The following is a 16728-nucleotide window of genomic DNA, read 5'->3' as shown; positions in this document are numbered from 1 at the left end:
GGTGGTCAGCGGCGCGGGCGCCGGTCGGGGTGCTGCTGGCTCAGGCCTGCTTGGCGAGCTGCACGTCGATCGTGAGCGAGATCTTGTCGGAGACGAGCACGCCGCCACCCTCGACAGCCGCGTTCCAGGTGAGGCCCCAGTCCTTGCGGTTGACGGTTGCGGTGGCCTCGAAGCCGGCCTTGGTGTTGCCCCACGGGTCCTGTCCCACGCCACCGAAGTCGACGTCGAAGGTGACGGACTTCGTGACGTCCTTGATGGTCAGGTCGCCGGTGAGGGTCTCACCGTCGAAGGCGGTCGAGCGGAAGGTCATGGTCGGGAACTGCTCGGCGTCGAAGAAGTCGCCGCTCTTGAGGTGGGTGTCGCGGTCCGCGTTGCCCGTGTCGACGGAGGCGATCTGCGCGGTGACGTCGACGACCGACTTCGTGATGTCCTCAGCGACCTCGACGGTGCCGGAGACCTCGCGGAAGGAGCCGCGGACCTTGCTCACCATGAGGTGGCGGGTGACGAAGCCGACCTCGGTGTGGGTCGGGTCGATGGCCCAGGTGCCGGGGGCCAGTGCGATGTCGGTGGTGGTGGTGCTCATGTGGGGACTCCTTCAAGGGTGGTGGGTGCCTGTCGCGGGTTTCAACGGCCGACAGGTCATCAATATTTCAACAACTTGGAAGATTGTAGGTGAACAATGGGTCGGGAGCTCGTCAAGGGGCCGCTAACCTGTCCCCGTGGCCGCCTCGGAGAACCCTGCGACCCGTTGGCTGACGCAGGAGGAGCAGCAGGCCTGGCGGGCCTATCTGCGCGCCCATCGTGAGCTCCAGGTGGCCCTCGACCGGGACCTCACCGACTTCGGCCTCAGCCTCCCTGAGTACGAGCTGCTCTCGATGCTCTCCGAGCAGGAGGGCGACCGGGCCCGGATGTCGGTCCTCGCCGACCTCGTCGTCCAGAGCCGCAGCCGGGTCACGCACACCGCCAAGCGCCTCGAGCAGCGCGGCTGGGTGCGCCGTGAGCCCACCCCCGAGGACGGCCGCGGAGTCGCGCTCGCCCTCACGCCCGACGGTCGGCGCATGATCGAGAGCGTGGCCCCCGTCCACGTCCACTCCGTGCGAGCGAACTTCATCGACCTGCTGTCCGAAGCACAGCTGGTCTCGCTGCACGACTCCTTCGCCAAGGTGCGCGCGCACCTCGTGCCGGGTGCCCGGGCGGACGACGAGATCCACTGAGGCGGACAATGGACGCATGACGTCCAGCCCCACCACGCCTGCCACCCCCACCGACCCGCGTTCGGACGCCCCTGCCTCTGCGGCCCTGCTCGAGCGCGCCACCCGGGTCATCCCCGGCGGGGTGAACTCGCCCGTGCGAGCCTTCCGCGCCGTCGGTGGCACCCCTCGCTTCATCGCCTCTGCCACGGGGCCCTGGCTCACCGACGTCGACGGACGTCGCTATGTCGACCTGCTCTGCTCGTGGGGTCCGATGATCCTCGGCCACGCCCACCCCGACGTGCTCGAGGCCGTGCGCACCGCCTCGGCTCGCGGCTTCTCGTTCGGAACGCCCAGCGAGAACGAGGTGCTCCTCGCCGAGGAGATCGTCGCGCGCATCGAGCCGGTCGAGCAGGTGCGTCTCGTCTCGTCCGGGACCGAGGCGACGATGAGTGCCATCCGCCTCGCCCGCGGCGTCACCGGCCGCTCGGTCATCGTGAAGTTCGCCGGCTGCTACCACGGGCACGTCGACGCGCTCCTCGCTGCCGCGGGGTCCGGTCTCGCGACCCTCGCGCTGCCCGACTCGGCCGGCGTCCCCGTCGAGATGACCGCCGACACGATCGTCGTGCCCTACAACGACGTCCCCGCGCTCGAAGAGGTCTTCGCCGCCCGCGGAAGTGAGATCGCCGCCGTCATCACCGAGGCAGCCGCCGGCAACATGGGCGTCGTCCCGCCCGCGCCCGGCTTCACCGAGGCCGTGCGACGCGTCACGCGCGAGCACGGTGCCCTGCTCGTGTCCGACGAGGTCATGACCGGCTTCCGCTGCAGCAAGGCCGGGTGGTTCGGGCTCGAGGGCCCTTATGCCGCGGGCGCCCCCGACATCTTCACCTTCGGCAAGGTCATGGGCGGCGGCTTCCCGGCGGCCGCCTTCGGTGCCAGCGCCGAGATCATGGCCCACCTGGCGCCCCTCGGTCCGGTCTACCAGGCCGGCACGCTCAGCGGGAACCCTGTCGCCACGGCGGCCGGGCTCGCCACCCTCAGGGGCTGCACCGACGACCTCTACCCCCGCCTCGAGGTCACGGCGCGCACCATCGCCGACGCGGCGAGCGCAGCCCTGGCGGCCGAGGGCGTCGCCCACACCGTGCAGTGGGCGGGCTCGATGTTCTCGGTCTTCTTCCGGGAGGCCAAGGTCACGAACTATGACGAGGCGCGCGACCAGGACACGGCGGCATACGGGCGCTTCTTCCACTCCATGCTCGAGTCCGGGGTGCATTTGCCGCCGAGCGCGTTCGAGGCCTGGTTCGTGAGCGGTTCGCACGACGAGGAGGCCGTCGGGCAGGTCGTCGAGGCGCTGCCGGCCGCCGCGCGCGCTGCCGCCCACGCCGGCTGACCGGACCCTCAGGTTCGTTTGCGACAATCGGGTCATGACCAAGCCAGCCCACGCGTCCGCTGCTGAGGTCCGCACGGTGGTGCACCTCGTGCGGCACGGCGAGGTCCACAACCCCGATCGCATCCTCTATGGCCGGCTGCCCGAGTTCCACCTCTCCGACCTCGGTCACGAGATGGCCGAGCTCGTCGCCAGCGCGCTCGCGGACCACGACATCACCCACGTCATCTCGAGCCCGCTCGAGCGCGCCCGCGAGACGGCGGCACCGATCGCGGCGGCCCACGACCTCGAGGTCGAGCTCGACGATCAGGCGCTCGAGGCCGTGAACGCCTTCGAGGGCCGCGCCGTCGCCGGGGGCAAGGGCATCTTCCGCGACCCGAGGCTGTGGGCGCTCATGGTCAACCCGATGCGTCCGTCGTGGGGCGAGCCCTATGCCGACCTCGCGGCCCGGATGCAGGCCTCCGTCGACGCGGCGCGCGACCTCGCCCGGGGTCACGAGGCCGTCATCGTGTCGCACCAGGCACCGATCTGGATGCTGCGGCTCGCCATCGAGGGCCGCCGCTTCGTCCACGACCCGCGCAGGCGGGAGTGCACCCTCGCGTCCCTCACCTCCCTGACCTATCGCGGTGACGAGCTCGAGTCGCTCGCCTACAGCGAGCCGGCCGCCGCGCTCCTGCCGCTCGCGCACTCGGGAGCCGGTGCATGAGTCGTCGAACCACCCGGTATGCCGTGAGTCGCGCTGCCTTCTCCGTCGCCGCCGTCGGTGCGCTCGTCGCGCTGGGAGGGTGCTCGTCGGACCCGAACTCGATCGCGGAGCAGGCCAAGCAGGGCGACCAGAAGGGCTACATCGCCGGCAACGGTGCGATCGAGCAGATCCCCGCCGACCAACGTCTCGACCCGATCACCCTCGAGGGCAAGACCCTCGACGGCGAGGACTGGTCGAGCACGTCGGTGCGCGACAAGGAGATCGTCGTCGTCAACATGTGGGCGTCGTGGTGCGGACCGTGCATCAAGGAGATCCCCGACCTCCAGAAGGTCTGGACCGACGTCCAGGCCGCCAGGAAGCCGGTGCAGTTCATGGGCATCAACTTCCGCGAGGGGCCCGAGCGCGGTGCCGCCCTCGCCGAGAGCCAGAAGATGACCTACCCGAGCCTCAGTGACAAGCCCGGTCTCCTCCTGCTCGCCTTCGGCCGTCAGGCCCCGACCAACACGCCGTCCACGCTCATCCTCGACCTCGAGGGCCGGGTCGCGGCCCGGGCCAACGGTCCTGTCACCGCCACGACGCTGCAGGGCCTCATCGACGACGCGCTGAAGTCCGATTCCTGACCTCGTGACCGACACGATCGCCTCTGGTGCCCTGCCCCTCGCCGTCCTCGTGGCGGCGCTCGCGGGGCTCGTGTCATTCGCGTCGCCGTGCGTCCTGCCACTCGTGCCGGGGTTCCTCGGCTACGTCACGGGGCTGAGCGACACCGCGCTGGAGCAGCGGTCACGCGGTCGCATGGTGCTCGGGGCGTCCCTGTTCGTCCTCGGCTTCGCGCTCGTCTTCGTCCTCGGCTCGATCTTCATCGCCACGCTCGGCGCCTCGCTCACGCTGCACCGGGAGCTCCTGATGCGCATCGGGGGAGTCGTCGTCATCCTCATGGGGCTCGTCTTCCTCGGCGTCGGCGGTGCGAGCTCGCAGCGCCGGTTCGGTCCGACCTGGCGGCCCCGCGCCGGGCTCCTCGGGGCTCCGGTGCTCGGCGCCGTCTTCGGCCTCGGGTGGGCGCCGTGCACCGGCCCGACCCTCGCCGCCGTCCTCACCCTGTCGGCCTCGACCACGAACCCGAGCACGGGGCGGGCGGTCACCCTCGCCACGGCATACGCGCTGGGTCTGGGACTGCCCTTCATCCTCGCGGCGGCCGGCATCGAGAGGTTCGGGGCGGTCTCCGGCTGGGTGCGGCGGCACCACCGAGTGATCCAGTACGTCGGTGGTGGGCTGCTCATCGTCGTCGGAGTGCTCTTGGTGACCGGGGTCTGGGAGGACCTCACCGTGTGGCTGCGCGCCGAGCTCGTGTCCGGCTTCGAGGTGGTGATCTGATGAGCCTGTCGACCCAGCCTCGTGACCCGCGCCGTGACGACATCACGCAGCCCAGGCTCGGCGCCCTCGGCCTCCTCCGGTTCGCCTGGCGTCAGCTGACGTCGATGCGCACCGCGCTGTTCCTGCTGCTGCTGCTCGCCGTCGCCGCGCTGCCGGGCTCGATCTTCCCGCAGCGCTCCATCGACGCTGTCCGGACGGCCGACTGGATCGCCCGCCACGAGACGGCCGGTCCGATCCTCGACACACTCGGTCTCTTCGAGGTCTATGCCTCGCCGTGGTTCGCCGCGATCTACCTGTTGCTCCTGGTCTCGCTCGTCGGCTGCGTCCTGCCGCGCTCCAGGGTCCACTGGAAGGCCATGCGTTCCCAGCCACCGCGCGCACCAAGGCGGCTGGAGCGCTTGGCTGCTCACGAGAGCGTGACCGTCGAGGGCGCCCCCGGGGAGGTGCTGGAGGACGTGCGAGCAGCCCTGAGGTCCGCGCGCTTCCGCACGCACTCGCACGACGACTCCACGGTCTCCGCCGAGAAGGGCTACCTTAAGGAGACCGGCAACCTCTTCTTCCACCTCGCGCTCATCGGGGTCATCCTCGGCATGGCGGCGGGCCACCTCCTGGGGTGGAAGGGCGATGTCATCCTCCCGGTGGGAGAGACCTTCGCCAACACCGCCGGCCGCTACGACACCATCAGCCCGGGGCCGCTCGTCGACACCGCCGACTTCCAGCCGTTCACGATGAAGCTCACCCGCTTCGACGCCGAGTTCGAGACCGACGTCAAGGGCAGAGGCCAGTTCGGCTCCCCACGGGACTTCACGGCATACGTCGACTTCACGAAGGAACCCGGCGCGAAGCCGGAGAAGAAGGTCATCCGGGTCAACGGACCCCTCGAGACGGGCGGCGGCACGGCCTTCCTCCTCGGCAACGGCTACGCCCCCCGCATCACCGTCAAGAACGCACAGGGCAAGGTGACCTACTCCGAGCTCACCCCCTTCCTCGCGCAGGACAACAACTACAACTCGGTCGGTGCGGTCAAGGTCGCCGGGGCGGGGCCGGCGGGCAAGCAGCTCGGTTTCGCCGGGCTGTTCCTGCCGACGGCCGTCCTCGACGAGCAGGGACCGCGCTCGGTCTTCCCCGACGCGCTCGAGCCCGCCCTGGCGCTCTCTGCCTTCGAGGGGACGCTCTTCCCGGGCGGGCGGCCGCAGTCGGTCTACTCGCTCGACACCGCCGAGATGACCCAGCTCGAGAACGAGGCAGGCACCGACCTCCTGCGAATCTGGCTCACACCCGGGCAGACCTTCACGCTTCCCGGCGGTCAGGGCTCGATCACCTTCGACGGGGTCGAGCGCTTCGCCGGCATCTCGATCCGCAACGACCCCGGCAAGGAGGTCACGCTCCTCTCCTCGCTCGTGGCGCTGCTGGGGCTCATCCTGTCGCTGACGATCCGTCGGCGTCGGGTCTTCGTGCGGGTTGCGTCCGCCGACGACGAGGGCCGTACCGTAGTGAGCATCGGCGGCCTGGCCAAGGACGACGACGAGGGCATGGGCGAACAGCTCGAAGATGTCCTCACGCGACTGAAGGAACGACGCACGTGACCCACGAGAACCTGGCGACCTACGCCAACCTCAGCCTGTACTCCGCGATGGCGGTCCTCACCCTCTCCATGCTCGGGTATGCCGCGTACCTCGCTGGCTGGCTGCCCGCCCGTGACGCCGTGGCCGAGCCCGCGGACGTCGAGGATCGCGAGCTCGTCGCTGCGGGCGCAGGCTCGGGCACCGCCGACTCGAGGTCCAGCGACGCGTCGACGTCGGCCTCGACCGACGTCGATGCCGGGGCCGAGGTGCCCCTGCGGGCGCGCAAGGCCGGTGGCGTCGCCCAGACCCTCGCCCTCCTCGGCACGATGCTCCTGTTCGCGTCTGCCGCGCTGCGCGGGTGGTCGGTGGAGCGCTGGCCATTGGGCAACATGTTCGAGTTCGGTGTCGCCGCAGCGTTGTTCACCATGGTCGTCTTCGTCCTCGGGGGGCTGCGTCGCGACCTGCGCTGGCTCGGGGTCTTCGTCGTCGCTCCCGTGCTCATCCTGCTCGGCCTCGCCAACACCATCTGGTACACCGAGGCGGCCGAGCTCATGCCGTCGCTCAAGAGCATCTGGCTCGTCATCCACGTCACCGTCGCGACGATCTCGGTGGGGCTGTTCGCCGTCGGCTTCGTCGTGGCCCTGCTCTACCTCGCCAAGGACCGGTTCGGCTCGGGCTCAGGCGGGCTCCGTGTGCTGCGCGCGCTTCCGGACACCCGCACCCTGGAGCGCTTGGCCTACGGGTTGCACATCATCGCGTTCCCGCTATGGACCTTCACCCTCATCGCCGGCGCCATCTGGGCTCGCCAGGCCTGGGGTTCCTACTGGAACTGGGACCCCAAGGAGGTCTGGACGTTCATCATCTGGGTCGTCTACGCGGCATACCTGCATGCTCGGGTGACGCGCGGATGGGGTCGGAGCTCGGCGACGTGGATCGCTGTGGCCGGCTTCGTCTGCATCATCGTCAACTACGCCGTCGTCAACGTCTACTTCGTCGGCCAGCACTCCTACTCGGGTCTCTGACATGGCGATGGTGCGCTACCTGATCCTGCGGACGCTCATCTTCGTCGGGTGCCTCGCGGCGACCTGGCTCCTGGGCCTGCGTGACCGCGAGGACCAGTTCCTCGCCGTCATCATCGCCGCCGTGGCCTCGCTGGCGATCTCTGCCGTCGTCCTCAAGCCGTTCCGTCAGCAGGCCTCGGCCGCCATCGCGGAGCGCGTCGACCAGCGCGTGGAGCGCAAGCGGGCGGCCAGTGGCGACGAGCTCGCCGAGGACGCCGAGCTGGACCGCCCGGAAGCCGCCACCAAGCGCGACGGCACCTCCGACTTCCGCTGACGGCCAGCCCCACCACACGTGCTACTGCACCGTAAGTGGTGTGATCACCCCACTCACGGTGCAGTAGGCCGGCCGGCGCACTCGGTCAGGTGAGGGTGTGGGAGATGAGGACGCCGACCGAGACCGCCACGGCATACGCGAGCTCGTACTTGCCGGTCGAGCCGAGCACCGGCACGAGCCGCCGCCCCTCGGCGCCGCCCATGACGACGCGCACGGCGCCGACGATGACTGCGACCGAGACCAGGCCGAGCAGCGCCCAGGGCTCTGAGACCGCCATGACACCGACGGCGAGGACGCTCACCCCGAGGAGGCCGAGCCACAGCCGCCGGGTGCCGGCATCGCCGAGGCGCACCGCGAGCGTGTGCTTGCCCGACTCGGTGTCGCTGGGGATGTCACGCAGGTTGTTGACGACGAGGATGGCCGACGCGATGGCGCCGACACCCACGGCCGCCGCCAGCCCGAACCACGAGAGGGCGCCGGTCTCGGCATACATCGTGCCCAGGGTCGCCACGAGCCCGAAGAAGACGAAGACGAAGATCTCGCCGAGGCCGCGGTAGCCGTAGGGCCGGTCGCCGCCGGTGTACTTCCAGGCCGCGACGATCGACGCGACGCCGAGCGGCAGCAGCAACCAGGCCTCGGCGATCGCCACGAGGGCCAGCCCGGCGATGGCTGCGAACCCGAACGTCAGGAACGCCGCCGCCTTGACGCTCTCGGGCCGTGCGAGCCTCTGCCCGACGAGCCGCACCGGTCCGACTCGCGCGTCGTCGGTGCCGCGGATGCCGTCGGAGTAGTCGTTGGCGTAGTTCACGCCGATCTGCAGGGCGAGGGCGACGACGGCCGCAAGGATCGCGATCGCATAGCTGGGCTCGGAGTGCTCGGCAGCTGCTGCGGTGCCGATGACGACGGGTGCGAGGGCAGCGAAGAGGGTGCGAGGGCGCGCGCCGGCGACCCACTGTTGCAACGTGGCCATGGGGGTTGGTGCCTACAGTCCTTTGAGGAAGTCGGGGTCGTCGTCGGGCCCGCGCGGCATCTGTCGACGCGGCGGGCGGGTCGTCCTGGGGCGACCGGCGACGAGCCACGCGATCGACCCCGCGAACGGGAAGAGCAGGATGACGAACACCCAGATGAGCTTGGGGAGGCCGCGCACCTGGCTGTCGTCGCTCTGGACGCAGTCGACGACGCAGTAGATCGACAACGCGAGAGCGACGAGCAGGGGCAGGAAGCGGAGCACGGCCTCATTCTCCCACGGTCTCGAACAGGGTTCGGATGGCCGCCCGGTCGGGCTTGCCCGGTCCTCGAGTGGGGAGTGCGTCGACCTCCAGGACCGCTCGGGGCAGGGCGTGATCGGGAAGTATGCCGCGCAACCGGTCCCGCAGCCCGCTTAGCGCGAGCGGGCGACCGGGGACGGCCGCGACGGCAGTGTCGCGGACGACCGCGACAGCGACGACCTCGCCCCAGTCGCGGTCGGGGACACCGACGACAACGGCCTCGGCGACACCGTCGAGGCGGGTCACGGCCTCCTCGACGAGGCGGGGAGAGACCTTGAGGCCCCCGGTGTTGACGACGTCGTCGATGCGACCGTCGACGCGGAGCCGTCCGCTGTCGTCGAGGTGGCCCACGTCGTCGGTCAGGAACACCCGACGAGACCCCGGGAACGGGGGGAAGGCGGCGGCGGTGCGGGTCGGGTCACCCAGATAGCCGTGGGCCAGGGTGGCGCCGGCGAGATGGATGCGACCGTCCTGGCCGAGCAGCACCTCGGTGCCGTCGAGGGGCTGGCCGTCGTAGACGCACCCACCGGCGGTCTCGCTCATGCCGTAGGTCGTGACCGCGTGGATCCCGGCATCGGCTGCTCGAGCGAGGAGGTCGGGGTGGGTCGCCGCGCCGCCGACGAGCACCGCGGCGAACCGGGCGAGGCGCTCGCTGGCCCCTTCGTCGGCCAGGAGGCGGGTGAGCTGGGTCGGGACGAGCGACACATAGGTCGGCTGGTCGTGGCGCGGCGCGGCGTCGACGGCCTCGGTCCAGGCCGCCGGCGTGAAGCCCGCGCGGAGGTCCATGACGTGCGGCGTCGTGCCGGCGACGAGGGAGCGGAGCAGCACCTGGAGGCCGGCGACGTGGTGCCCCGGCATGGTGAGCAACCACTGACCGGGTCCGGCGAGCCGGCCGTGCGTGGCATCGACGCTGGCGCGCAGAGCACCCGTCCCGAGCATCGCCAGCTTGGGGGCGCCGGTCGAGCCCGACGTCCCCACGACCACCGCGAGGTCGCTGGGGAGGGACTCGCCATCGTGAGGCGGGAGGTCCGGGGGAGGTGAGCCGGCGGCATACGGGGCCACGGGGTGGCCACCACCGAGCGCGAGCTCGAGGCGCGGGAGGACGTCGAGCACGGCCGCGCCCGAAGGCACCGCGAGCGGCTCGATCCTCATGCGGCTCACTCTAGGCAGCACAGGTCATCGTGAGGATGATGGGCGCATGGACCCTGAGTTCGCGGCCTATCTCGAGCGGGTTCGCGCGCACCGAGCGGAGCTGGGTGAGTCGCTCGCGGCGCTCGACGCCGCGTTGGCCCTGCCGGTGGGGTTGGGGGCGCTGTGGCGTCGGCGGGTGCGTGCTGCGCTCACCGAGCTGGAGCACGACCTGCGCGACCACCGCGCGATCACCGAGGAGCCTGGTGGGCTGTATGCCGATGCCGTGGCTCGGGCGCCCCGGCTCGCGTCCGTGTCCAAGCTGCAGATGGACGAGCACCTCGACTTCGTCGAGGTCGTCCAGCGCCTGCTGGGGGAGCGAGAGGCCGGCCTGCAGAGCGCGGATGCCGTTGCGGCACACCGCGAAGCGGCCACTCAGCTCGTCGGTCGGATCGTCCGTCACCGGCAACGGGGTGCCGACCTCATCTATGAGGCCTACGAGGTCGACATCGGAGGGCAGGGCTGAGAGGTCAGAAGTACCAGGGGAAGGGGGACCAGTCGGGGTCGCGCTTCTCGAGGAACTGGTCGCGCCCCTCGACCGCCTCGTCGGTCATGTAGGCCAGGCGAGTGGCCTCCCCGGCAAAGACCTGCTGGCCCATGAGCCCGTCGTCGACGAGGTTGAAGGAGAACTTGAGCATGCGCTGGGCCTGCGGGGACTTCGACATGATCTCGCGCGCCACCTGGAGTGCGTCGGCCTCGAGCTCGCCGTGCGCCGAGACGATGTTGACCGCACCCATGCGGTGCATGTCGTCGGCCGTGTAGGTCCGGCCGAGGAAGAAGATCTCGCGGGCGAACTTCTGCCCCACCATCCTGGCGAGGTAGGCCGAGCCGTAGCCTCCGTCGAAGGAGCCCACGTCGGCGTCGGTCTGCTTGAAGCGGGCGTGCTCGCGACTCGCCATGGTGAGGTCGCAGACGACGTGGAGGGAGTGGCCGCCACCGGCAGCCCACCCGTTCACGAGGGAGATGACGACCTTGGGCATCGTGCGGATGAGGCGCTGGACCTCGAGGATGTGGAGCCGGCCGCCCTCGGCCTTGACCCTGCGCTCGTCGACTCCCGCGGCCGTGTCGTCGTCAGCGCCCTCTGCGGCGTACTGGTAGCCGCTGCGGCCCCGGATGCGCTGGTCGCCGCCCGAGCAGAATGCCCACTTGCCCTCGCTGCCGGTGCCGGAGGGCCCGGGCCCGTTGCCGGTGAGCAGGACGACGCCGACGTCGGGGCTGCGACGGGCGTGGTCGAGTGCGCGATAGAGCTCGTCGACGGTGTGGGGTCGGAAGGCGTTGAGCACCCCGGGCCGGTCGAACGCGATGCGGACAGCGCCGAGATCGCGCGCCCGGTGGTAGGTGATGTCGGTGAAGTCGAGTCCTGCGACCTCGTCCCAGGCCCCCGAGTCGAACGTCTCACTCACACCATCGATCGCAGTCACGTGTCGGAGCCTAACCGGGTGCGGAGGAGGCTGCGCTCAGCGCTGCCAGCCGTAGTTGTGGTCTCCCTCGGCCTTGGCGAGGTCCTCGGGAACCACGACGAAGACGGTCTTCTCGGGCTCGTCCGCCAACGCCTCGGGGTCGACCCGCCCGTCGGGGTCGACGGTCTCGAGGTGCGCGCGCAGGGCCTGCTCGGCGAAGTCGTTCCACGTCATGCCGGCACCCTTGGCGTAGCGGCGGGCCTGTTTGAGCAGTGCTGAGTCGATGCTGATCGTGGTCTGCATGGCTCCATGGCATCCCACAGGACCACCCTTGGCAAGGTGGAAGCCGTGGAACAACACGGTGGGCCGGCCGTCGGGTCGCGTATAGGTTCGCTCCATGTCGCTCCTCTGGTACACCGTCGTCATCGACTGCCACGACAACGCCGCCCAGGCGCGTTGGTGGGCGCAGACCCTCGGCTGGAAGGTCGGCTACGAGGACGACGACGAGGTCGTCATCGCTCCGCCGGACGCGACCGAGGACCCCGTCGAGACCCTGGAGGAGTGGCGGCTCCAGCGCCAGGAGCTCGTCTTCGTCCGGGTCGAGGAGGGCAAGACCCTCAAGAACCGCCTGCACCTCGACCTCGCTCCCCACACCACCCAGGACCGTGACGGCGAGATCGCCTCGCTCCTCGACCGGGGTGCCGCCCTGGCCGAGGTGGGCCAGCCGGACGACGTCACGTGGACGGTCCTCACCGACCCCGAGGGCAACGAGTTCTGCGTGCTGTCCGCACGCGACCGATGACCGAGCCCTCGCTCGACGACCTGCTCGCCACGCTGCGAGTGGTCTCGATCCCCATGCGGGTGACGTTCCGGGGGGTGACCGAGCGCGAGGTGGCGCTCGTCGAGGGCCCGGCAGGGTGGGGAGAGTTCGGCCCGTTCCTCGAGTACGCGCCGCCCGAGGCCAGCCGCTGGCTCGCTGCGGCCGTGGAGGCCGCCTGGCAGGGCTGGCCCGCGCCCGTGCGTGACTCGGTGTCCGTCAACGCCACCGTGCCGGCCGTCTCGCCTGACGCGGTACCCGGAGTGCTGCAGCGGTTCCCCGGGACCACGACGGCCAAGGTCAAGGTCGCCGAACGCGGACAGACACCAGACGACGATGTATGCCGTGTCGCTGCGGTGCGCGATGCCATGGGACCTCACGCTCGGGTCCGGATCGACGCGAACGGGGCATGGGACGTCGACATGGCGAGGGACGTGCTGAGTCGGCTGGCGGCATACGACATCGAGTATGCGGAGCAGCCGTGCGCGAGCGTGGAGGAGCTGCGAGATCTCCGAGTTCTCCTGGCGCGCAGCGGCATCGACATCCCCGTCGCCGCCGACGAGTCGATCCGCAAGGCCGAGGACCCCATGCGCGTGCGTGACCTGGAGGCGGCCGACCTCATCGTCATCAAGGCGGCACCGCTCGGGGGGGTGCAACGGGCGTTGGAGATCGTCGCCGAGTGCGGCCTGCCCGCAGTCGTCTCGTCGGCCCTCGACACCAGCGTCGGCATGGCGGCCGGCGTGGCGCTGGCCGTCGCCCTGCCGCAGCTCGACCATGCCTGCGGTCTCGGCACGGTCGCCCTGCTCGACGGTGACGTGGCGACCGAGTCGCTGGTCCCGGTGGGTGGCGCACTCCCGGCGCGCCGCGTCGCCGCCGACCCCGAGCTGCTGGACCGGTGGGCCGCCGCGGAGGACCGGGTCCAGTGGTGGCGCCGACGAGTCACCGAATGTTGGGCCCACGACGGGGTAGGGGACGGCCATGCTTGAGGTGCGCTGGATGTGGATGTTGCTCGACACCGTCGAGGCCGATGCCGGACGGTCCGAGGCGTTCTGGCAGAGGGTGACTCGCTCCGATCTCTCCGACCGCGAGGGCGACGACGACGAGTTCGTGACCCTGAGACCCCGGCGAGGAGACGCGTGGGTCGCGTTGCAGAGGGTGGTCGAGGGCGGCGGAGTCCACCTCGACCTCGCCGTCGACCAGCCACTGACGCAGGCCTCCGCAGACGCGGTCTCCCTCGGCGCGACGGAGGTCTCGCGCACCGACGGCCTCGTCGTCCTGCGCTCGCCCGGGGGCCTCCCGTTCTGCCTCCTGTCCTGGCGCGACTGCGGATCGCCGGACACGCAGGTGCGGGAGGGCGAGCCGGACCTGCTCGACCAGGTCTGCATCGACATCCCCTCAGAGGGTTACTCCCGCGAGGTCGACTTCTGGGAGACCCTCACCGGGTGGCCGAAGCGTCCCGGGTCGCTTCGGGAGTTCGTCTCCCTGACGCGACCGGACGGCATACCCGTGCGGTTGCTCTTCCAGCGGCTCGGTGAGCCGAGCGGCAGGGTTCGGGGCCACGTCGACTTCGCGTGCGTGGACCGCGCCGTGAGTCGAGAGGTGCATCTCGCTGCCGGCGCGAGCGTCGTGTCCGAGCACGACTTCTGGACCGTCATGCGTGATCCCGTCGGACGGACCTACTGCCTCACCCACCGACTGCCCTAGGGTCGCAGGGTGGCGCTGCTCCTCGACCTCGAACCGTTGCGGAGCAATCCGGACTACCGCCGCCTGTATGCCGGGTTCACCCTCTCGAACGTCGGCTCGCAGCTTGCCGTCGTCGCCATCGGTCTGCAGGTCTACGACCTCACCCGGTCCACCGCCTCGGTCGGCATCGTCGGGCTCTGCGCCCTCGTCCCACTGGTCGTCATGGGGCTCTACGGCGGCACGCTCGTCGACCACTTCGACCGGCGCATCGTCGGCCTCGTCGCCCAGTCGGTCGCGTTCCTCGTCAGCATCCTCTGTGCGCTGCAGGCGTGGTTGGGCAACACCCAGGTGTGGGTGCTCTACGCGCTCGTCGCAGCCTGGAACGCCGCCTTCGCCGTGTCCTCACCGGCGCGGACCTCGATCTACCCGCGGATCCTCCGGCGCGACCAGCTGCCTGCCGCCAACGCCCTGTCGGTCTTCGCGATGAACGCGTCGATGACGGTGGGACCGCTGCTCGCGGGCGTCCTCGTCGACTGGGGTGGCTTCAGGACCGCCTACACCGTCGATGCACTGATCACCACCGCGGCGTTGTGGGGCCTTGCCCGACTGCCCTCTCTCCCACCGGAACCGGCCGCCGGAGACCCAGTCGAAGGTGGCGTTGCAAGGTCCCGACCCGGCATACGCTCGGTCCTGGACGGGTTCGCCTTCCTCGCGACCCGACCCAACGTGCGGATGACCTTCATCGCCGACATCTGCGCCATGGTGCTGGCGCAGCCACGCGTGCTCTTCCCAGCGGCCGGGGCGGTGATCTTCGGTGGAGGGGCGACCACCGTCGGCGCACTGTCGGCCGCAGCCGCCGTGGGTGGGATCGGCGCGATGTTCTTCTCGGGACGCCTCGGCTCCGTGATCCACCAGGGTCGGGCGATCCTCATCTCGATCGTCGGTTGGGGCGCCGCCATCGCCGGGCTCGGGGCAGCGATGCTCGCGGCCGGGGACGTCCTCACCCGTGGCCAGGCGCTGTGGGTCGGCCTGGTCGCCATGGCCGTGGCCGGGGCGTCGGACTCGGTCAGCGCCGTCTTCAGGACGACGATCCTCCAGTCCGCCACCCCCGACCACCTGCGCGGCCGGCTCCAGGGGGTCTTCATCGTCGTGGTCGCGGGCGGGCCGCGACTCGGTGAGCTGCTCGGCGGCTTCGTCGCGGAGAACGTCGGCGAGGGCACGACGGCGGTGATCGGCGGGTTCGCCTGTGTCGCAGCCATTGTCGTGCTGGCCAGGTGGCAGTCGGGTTTCCTGCGCTACGACGCTCGCAACCCCACACCCTAGTCGAGTTCGAGGCCGAGGAGGGCGTTTTCCACGACCTCGGCGAGAGCTGGGTGGATCCAGTACTGACCTCGTGCGACGTCGAGAGCGCTCTGTCCGAAGGACGCCGCCTGGATGAGCGGCTGGATCAGGGTCGAGGCATTCGGGCCGAGGCAGTGGGCGCTGATGATGTGGCCCGTCGTCGGGTCGGCGTAGACGGTGAGGATGCCGGTGGTGTCCTCGAGCGCCCATCCGTATGCCGTGTCACCGAAGGCCTGGGTCTTGGCCACGTAGGGCGTCCCTGACTCGTCGAGCTCGGCGCCCGTCGGTCCGAACGCCGCGACCTGTGGATGTCCGAAGACGGCATGCGGAACGAACCTGTGGTCCGCGTCGAGTGGTATCCCACCCTCGACCCGGCCGGCGTCGACGGCGATGTTGTGGGCGACGATGCGTGCCTCGTGGTTGGCGACGTGCTTGAGCTGCCACGAGTTCGCGACGTCGCCCAGGGCCCAGACGCCGTCGGCGGTCGTCCGCTGCTGGGCGTCGACGACGACCACACCGCGGTCGTCGAGCTCGATGCCGCCGGCCTGCACCTCCAGCCGCGCGCCGTTGGGGGTGCGCCCGACAGCGACGAGCACGGCGTCGACCTCGACGTCGGTGTCGCCGTCGAGACCCTTGAGGCCCAGCGTCCATGTCCCGCCCTCGGACCGCGTCGCCGACGAGACCACGGTCTCGAGACGGACGTCGTGCCGTCCCCGTGCGAGCTCGGTGTAGCGACGCGAGATCTGCGCGTCCTCGACCCGCAGCAACGCCGCCGACCGCTGGATCATGGTGACCTCGACGCCGAGCGCGTCGAACACGTGCGCGAACTCGCACGCCACGAACCCGCCGCCGACGATCGCCATCCGCCGCGGCAGCTCGTCCATCCGCATGACCGTGTCGCTCGTGTGGACGCCACGGGTCGGGTCCACCCGGTCGAGGCCGTCGATGTCGAGCAGGTCGGCCCGCGACCCGGCGGCGACGACGACCCGGTCGGCGGTGATCTCCTCACCCGTCGACAGCGCCAGGCGACGGTCGCCGACGAAGCGGGCGGTCGCGGCATACAGGGTCACGAAGTCCTGGCTGCGGCGGTAGCGCTCACCACCGGAGGAGATCTGGTCGATCCGGTCGGTGAAGATGCGGTCGCGGATCGCGGGCCAGTCCACCTCGACGTCGCGGCTGATCGTCACGCCGAGGCGCTGGGCCTCACGCGACTCGATGACCCGGTCGGCGGGCAGGACGAGCATCTTGGTCGGGATGCAGCCGACATTCAGACAGGTGCCGCCGAACGTGCCCTCCTCGACGATCGCGATGTCGAGGCCTTCGAGCTCGGGAGTGACGAGTGAGTTGCCCGACCCGGTTCCGATGATGATCAGGTCGTGGTGGGTCGCCATGCCTTCAGCGTATGCCGCCCGCTCCCGTCTCTGGCTGGCCGATCCGTCCGGGGGCCACCGACCTGTCCACAGGCGATCCCCGCTGA

Annotated in this window: 20 protein-coding genes; 13 read left to right on the top strand and 7 right to left on the bottom strand. The window is 70.5% G+C overall.

Translation table 11 applies throughout. The features are described 5' to 3' along the window. Nucleotides 1-40 precede the first annotated feature (40 nt). Complete coding sequence (locus tag ACFQW8_RS04735; protein ID WP_380085808.1) at nucleotides 41-583, bottom strand: YceI family protein; 543 nt, start codon at nucleotides 581-583, stop codon at nucleotides 41-43. A 136-nt stretch (nucleotides 584-719) separates the two neighbouring features. Between ACFQW8_RS04735 and ACFQW8_RS04730 the strand changes: the two genes are divergently transcribed. Genes ACFQW8_RS04730 through ACFQW8_RS04695 form a run of 8 tightly spaced genes read left to right on the top strand, consistent with a single transcriptional unit; the run spans nucleotide 720 to nucleotide 7554 of the window. After that, entirely contained in the window at nucleotides 720-1214 is a 495-nt protein-coding gene (locus ACFQW8_RS04730; protein ID WP_380085807.1) for a MarR family winged helix-turn-helix transcriptional regulator, read from the top strand. Nucleotides 1215-1230: 16 nt separating this feature from the next. Continuing rightward, on the top strand, nucleotides 1231-2580 hold the full coding sequence (hemL, locus tag ACFQW8_RS04725) for a glutamate-1-semialdehyde 2,1-aminomutase (protein WP_380085806.1): 1350 nt from the start codon (nucleotides 1231-1233) through the stop codon (nucleotides 2578-2580). Nucleotides 2581-2614: 34 nt separating this feature from the next. Then, nucleotides 2615-3283: a histidine phosphatase family protein gene (locus ACFQW8_RS04720; RefSeq protein WP_380085805.1), complete on the top strand. Its 669-nt coding sequence runs from the start codon at nucleotides 2615-2617 to the stop codon at nucleotides 3281-3283. Beyond that, nucleotides 3280-3903 (top strand): TlpA family protein disulfide reductase, encoded by a 624-nt coding sequence (locus ACFQW8_RS04715; RefSeq protein WP_380085804.1) that lies wholly within the window; start codon nucleotides 3280-3282, stop codon nucleotides 3901-3903. The genes ACFQW8_RS04720 and ACFQW8_RS04715 overlap by 4 nt, the downstream gene beginning before the upstream one ends. Before the next feature lie 4 nt (nucleotides 3904-3907). Further along, on the top strand, nucleotides 3908-4654 hold the full coding sequence (locus ACFQW8_RS04710) for a cytochrome c biogenesis CcdA family protein (protein ID WP_380085803.1): 747 nt from the start codon (nucleotides 3908-3910) through the stop codon (nucleotides 4652-4654). Continuing rightward, on the top strand, nucleotides 4654-6240 hold the full coding sequence (gene resB / locus ACFQW8_RS04705) for a cytochrome c biogenesis protein ResB (protein ID WP_380085802.1): 1587 nt from the start codon (nucleotides 4654-4656) through the stop codon (nucleotides 6238-6240). The genes ACFQW8_RS04710 and resB overlap by 1 nt, the downstream gene beginning before the upstream one ends. Then, nucleotides 6237-7241, top strand: coding sequence for a c-type cytochrome biogenesis protein CcsB (gene ccsB, locus ACFQW8_RS04700; protein WP_380085801.1), 1005 nt, complete (start codon nucleotides 6237-6239; stop codon nucleotides 7239-7241). Before resB ends, ccsB begins: the two co-directional genes overlap by 4 nt. A gap of 1 nt (nucleotide 7242) precedes the next feature. Continuing rightward, complete coding sequence (locus ACFQW8_RS04695; protein WP_380085800.1) at nucleotides 7243-7554, top strand: DUF4229 domain-containing protein; 312 nt, start codon at nucleotides 7243-7245, stop codon at nucleotides 7552-7554. An 85-nt stretch (nucleotides 7555-7639) separates the two neighbouring features. On the opposite strand, the gene ACFQW8_RS04690 is transcribed toward ACFQW8_RS04695, so the two are convergent. From ACFQW8_RS04690 to menE, 3 genes are read right to left on the bottom strand one after another with little or no spacing between them, the layout of a single operon-like run. After that, on the bottom strand, nucleotides 7640-8524 hold the full coding sequence (locus ACFQW8_RS04690; RefSeq protein WP_380085799.1) for a 1,4-dihydroxy-2-naphthoate polyprenyltransferase: 885 nt from the start codon (nucleotides 8522-8524) through the stop codon (nucleotides 7640-7642). A gap of 12 nt (nucleotides 8525-8536) precedes the next feature. Continuing rightward, on the bottom strand, nucleotides 8537-8785 hold the full coding sequence (locus tag ACFQW8_RS04685) for a PLDc N-terminal domain-containing protein (protein WP_380085798.1): 249 nt from the start codon (nucleotides 8783-8785) through the stop codon (nucleotides 8537-8539). Nucleotides 8786-8789: 4 nt separating this feature from the next. Further along, entirely contained in the window at nucleotides 8790-9974 is a 1185-nt protein-coding gene (gene menE, locus ACFQW8_RS04680; RefSeq protein WP_380085797.1) for an o-succinylbenzoate--CoA ligase, read from the bottom strand. A gap of 46 nt (nucleotides 9975-10020) precedes the next feature. Here menE and ACFQW8_RS04675 point away from each other — a divergent pair, with 46 nt between their 5' ends. Continuing rightward, nucleotides 10021-10476: a hypothetical protein gene (locus ACFQW8_RS04675; protein WP_380085796.1), complete on the top strand. Its 456-nt coding sequence runs from the start codon at nucleotides 10021-10023 to the stop codon at nucleotides 10474-10476. Nucleotides 10477-10480: 4 nt separating this feature from the next. Here the strand turns inward: ACFQW8_RS04675 and ACFQW8_RS04670 are convergent, their stop codons facing one another. After that, the gene (locus ACFQW8_RS04670; RefSeq protein WP_380085795.1) at nucleotides 10481-11431 is read right to left on the bottom strand and encodes a 1,4-dihydroxy-2-naphthoyl-CoA synthase; all 951 of its coding nucleotides are present in this window, start codon (nucleotides 11429-11431) and stop codon (nucleotides 10481-10483) included. Nucleotides 11432-11467: 36 nt separating this feature from the next. Beyond that, on the bottom strand, nucleotides 11468-11713 hold the full coding sequence (locus tag ACFQW8_RS04665; RefSeq protein WP_380085794.1) for a hypothetical protein: 246 nt from the start codon (nucleotides 11711-11713) through the stop codon (nucleotides 11468-11470). 94 nt (nucleotides 11714-11807) lie between these two features. On the opposite strand from ACFQW8_RS04665, the gene ACFQW8_RS04660 reads away from it, so the two are divergent. From ACFQW8_RS04660 to ACFQW8_RS04645, 4 genes are read left to right on the top strand one after another with little or no spacing between them, the layout of a single operon-like run. Then, nucleotides 11808-12212, top strand: a complete 405-nt coding sequence (locus ACFQW8_RS04660; RefSeq protein WP_380085793.1) for a VOC family protein — start codon at nucleotides 11808-11810, stop codon at nucleotides 12210-12212. After that, on the top strand, nucleotides 12209-13213 hold the full coding sequence (locus ACFQW8_RS04655; RefSeq protein WP_380085792.1) for an o-succinylbenzoate synthase: 1005 nt from the start codon (nucleotides 12209-12211) through the stop codon (nucleotides 13211-13213). Before ACFQW8_RS04660 ends, ACFQW8_RS04655 begins: the two co-directional genes overlap by 4 nt. After that, entirely contained in the window at nucleotides 13206-13931 is a 726-nt protein-coding gene (locus ACFQW8_RS04650) for a VOC family protein (protein WP_380085791.1), read from the top strand. Before ACFQW8_RS04655 ends, ACFQW8_RS04650 begins: the two co-directional genes overlap by 8 nt. Before the next feature lie 9 nt (nucleotides 13932-13940). After that, nucleotides 13941-15233, top strand: a complete 1293-nt coding sequence (locus tag ACFQW8_RS04645) for an MFS transporter (protein ID WP_380085790.1) — start codon at nucleotides 13941-13943, stop codon at nucleotides 15231-15233. Here the strand turns inward: ACFQW8_RS04645 and ACFQW8_RS04640 are convergent. After that, a complete protein-coding gene (locus ACFQW8_RS04640) occupies nucleotides 15230-16642 on the bottom strand; it encodes a mycothione reductase (RefSeq protein WP_380085789.1) in 1413 nt (470 codons plus the stop codon). The two genes, ACFQW8_RS04645 and ACFQW8_RS04640, sit on opposite strands and share 4 nt — an antisense overlap. Nucleotides 16643-16728 lie beyond the last annotated feature (86 nt).

Origin of the sequence: Knoellia altitudinis, assembly GCF_042666355.1 — a bacterium.
Classification (GTDB): Bacteria; Actinomycetota; Actinomycetes; order Actinomycetales; family Dermatophilaceae; genus Knoellia; species Knoellia altitudinis.
Note: the sequence above shows the minus strand (reverse complement) of the source record. Positions and strands in the feature narration are given on the sequence as shown.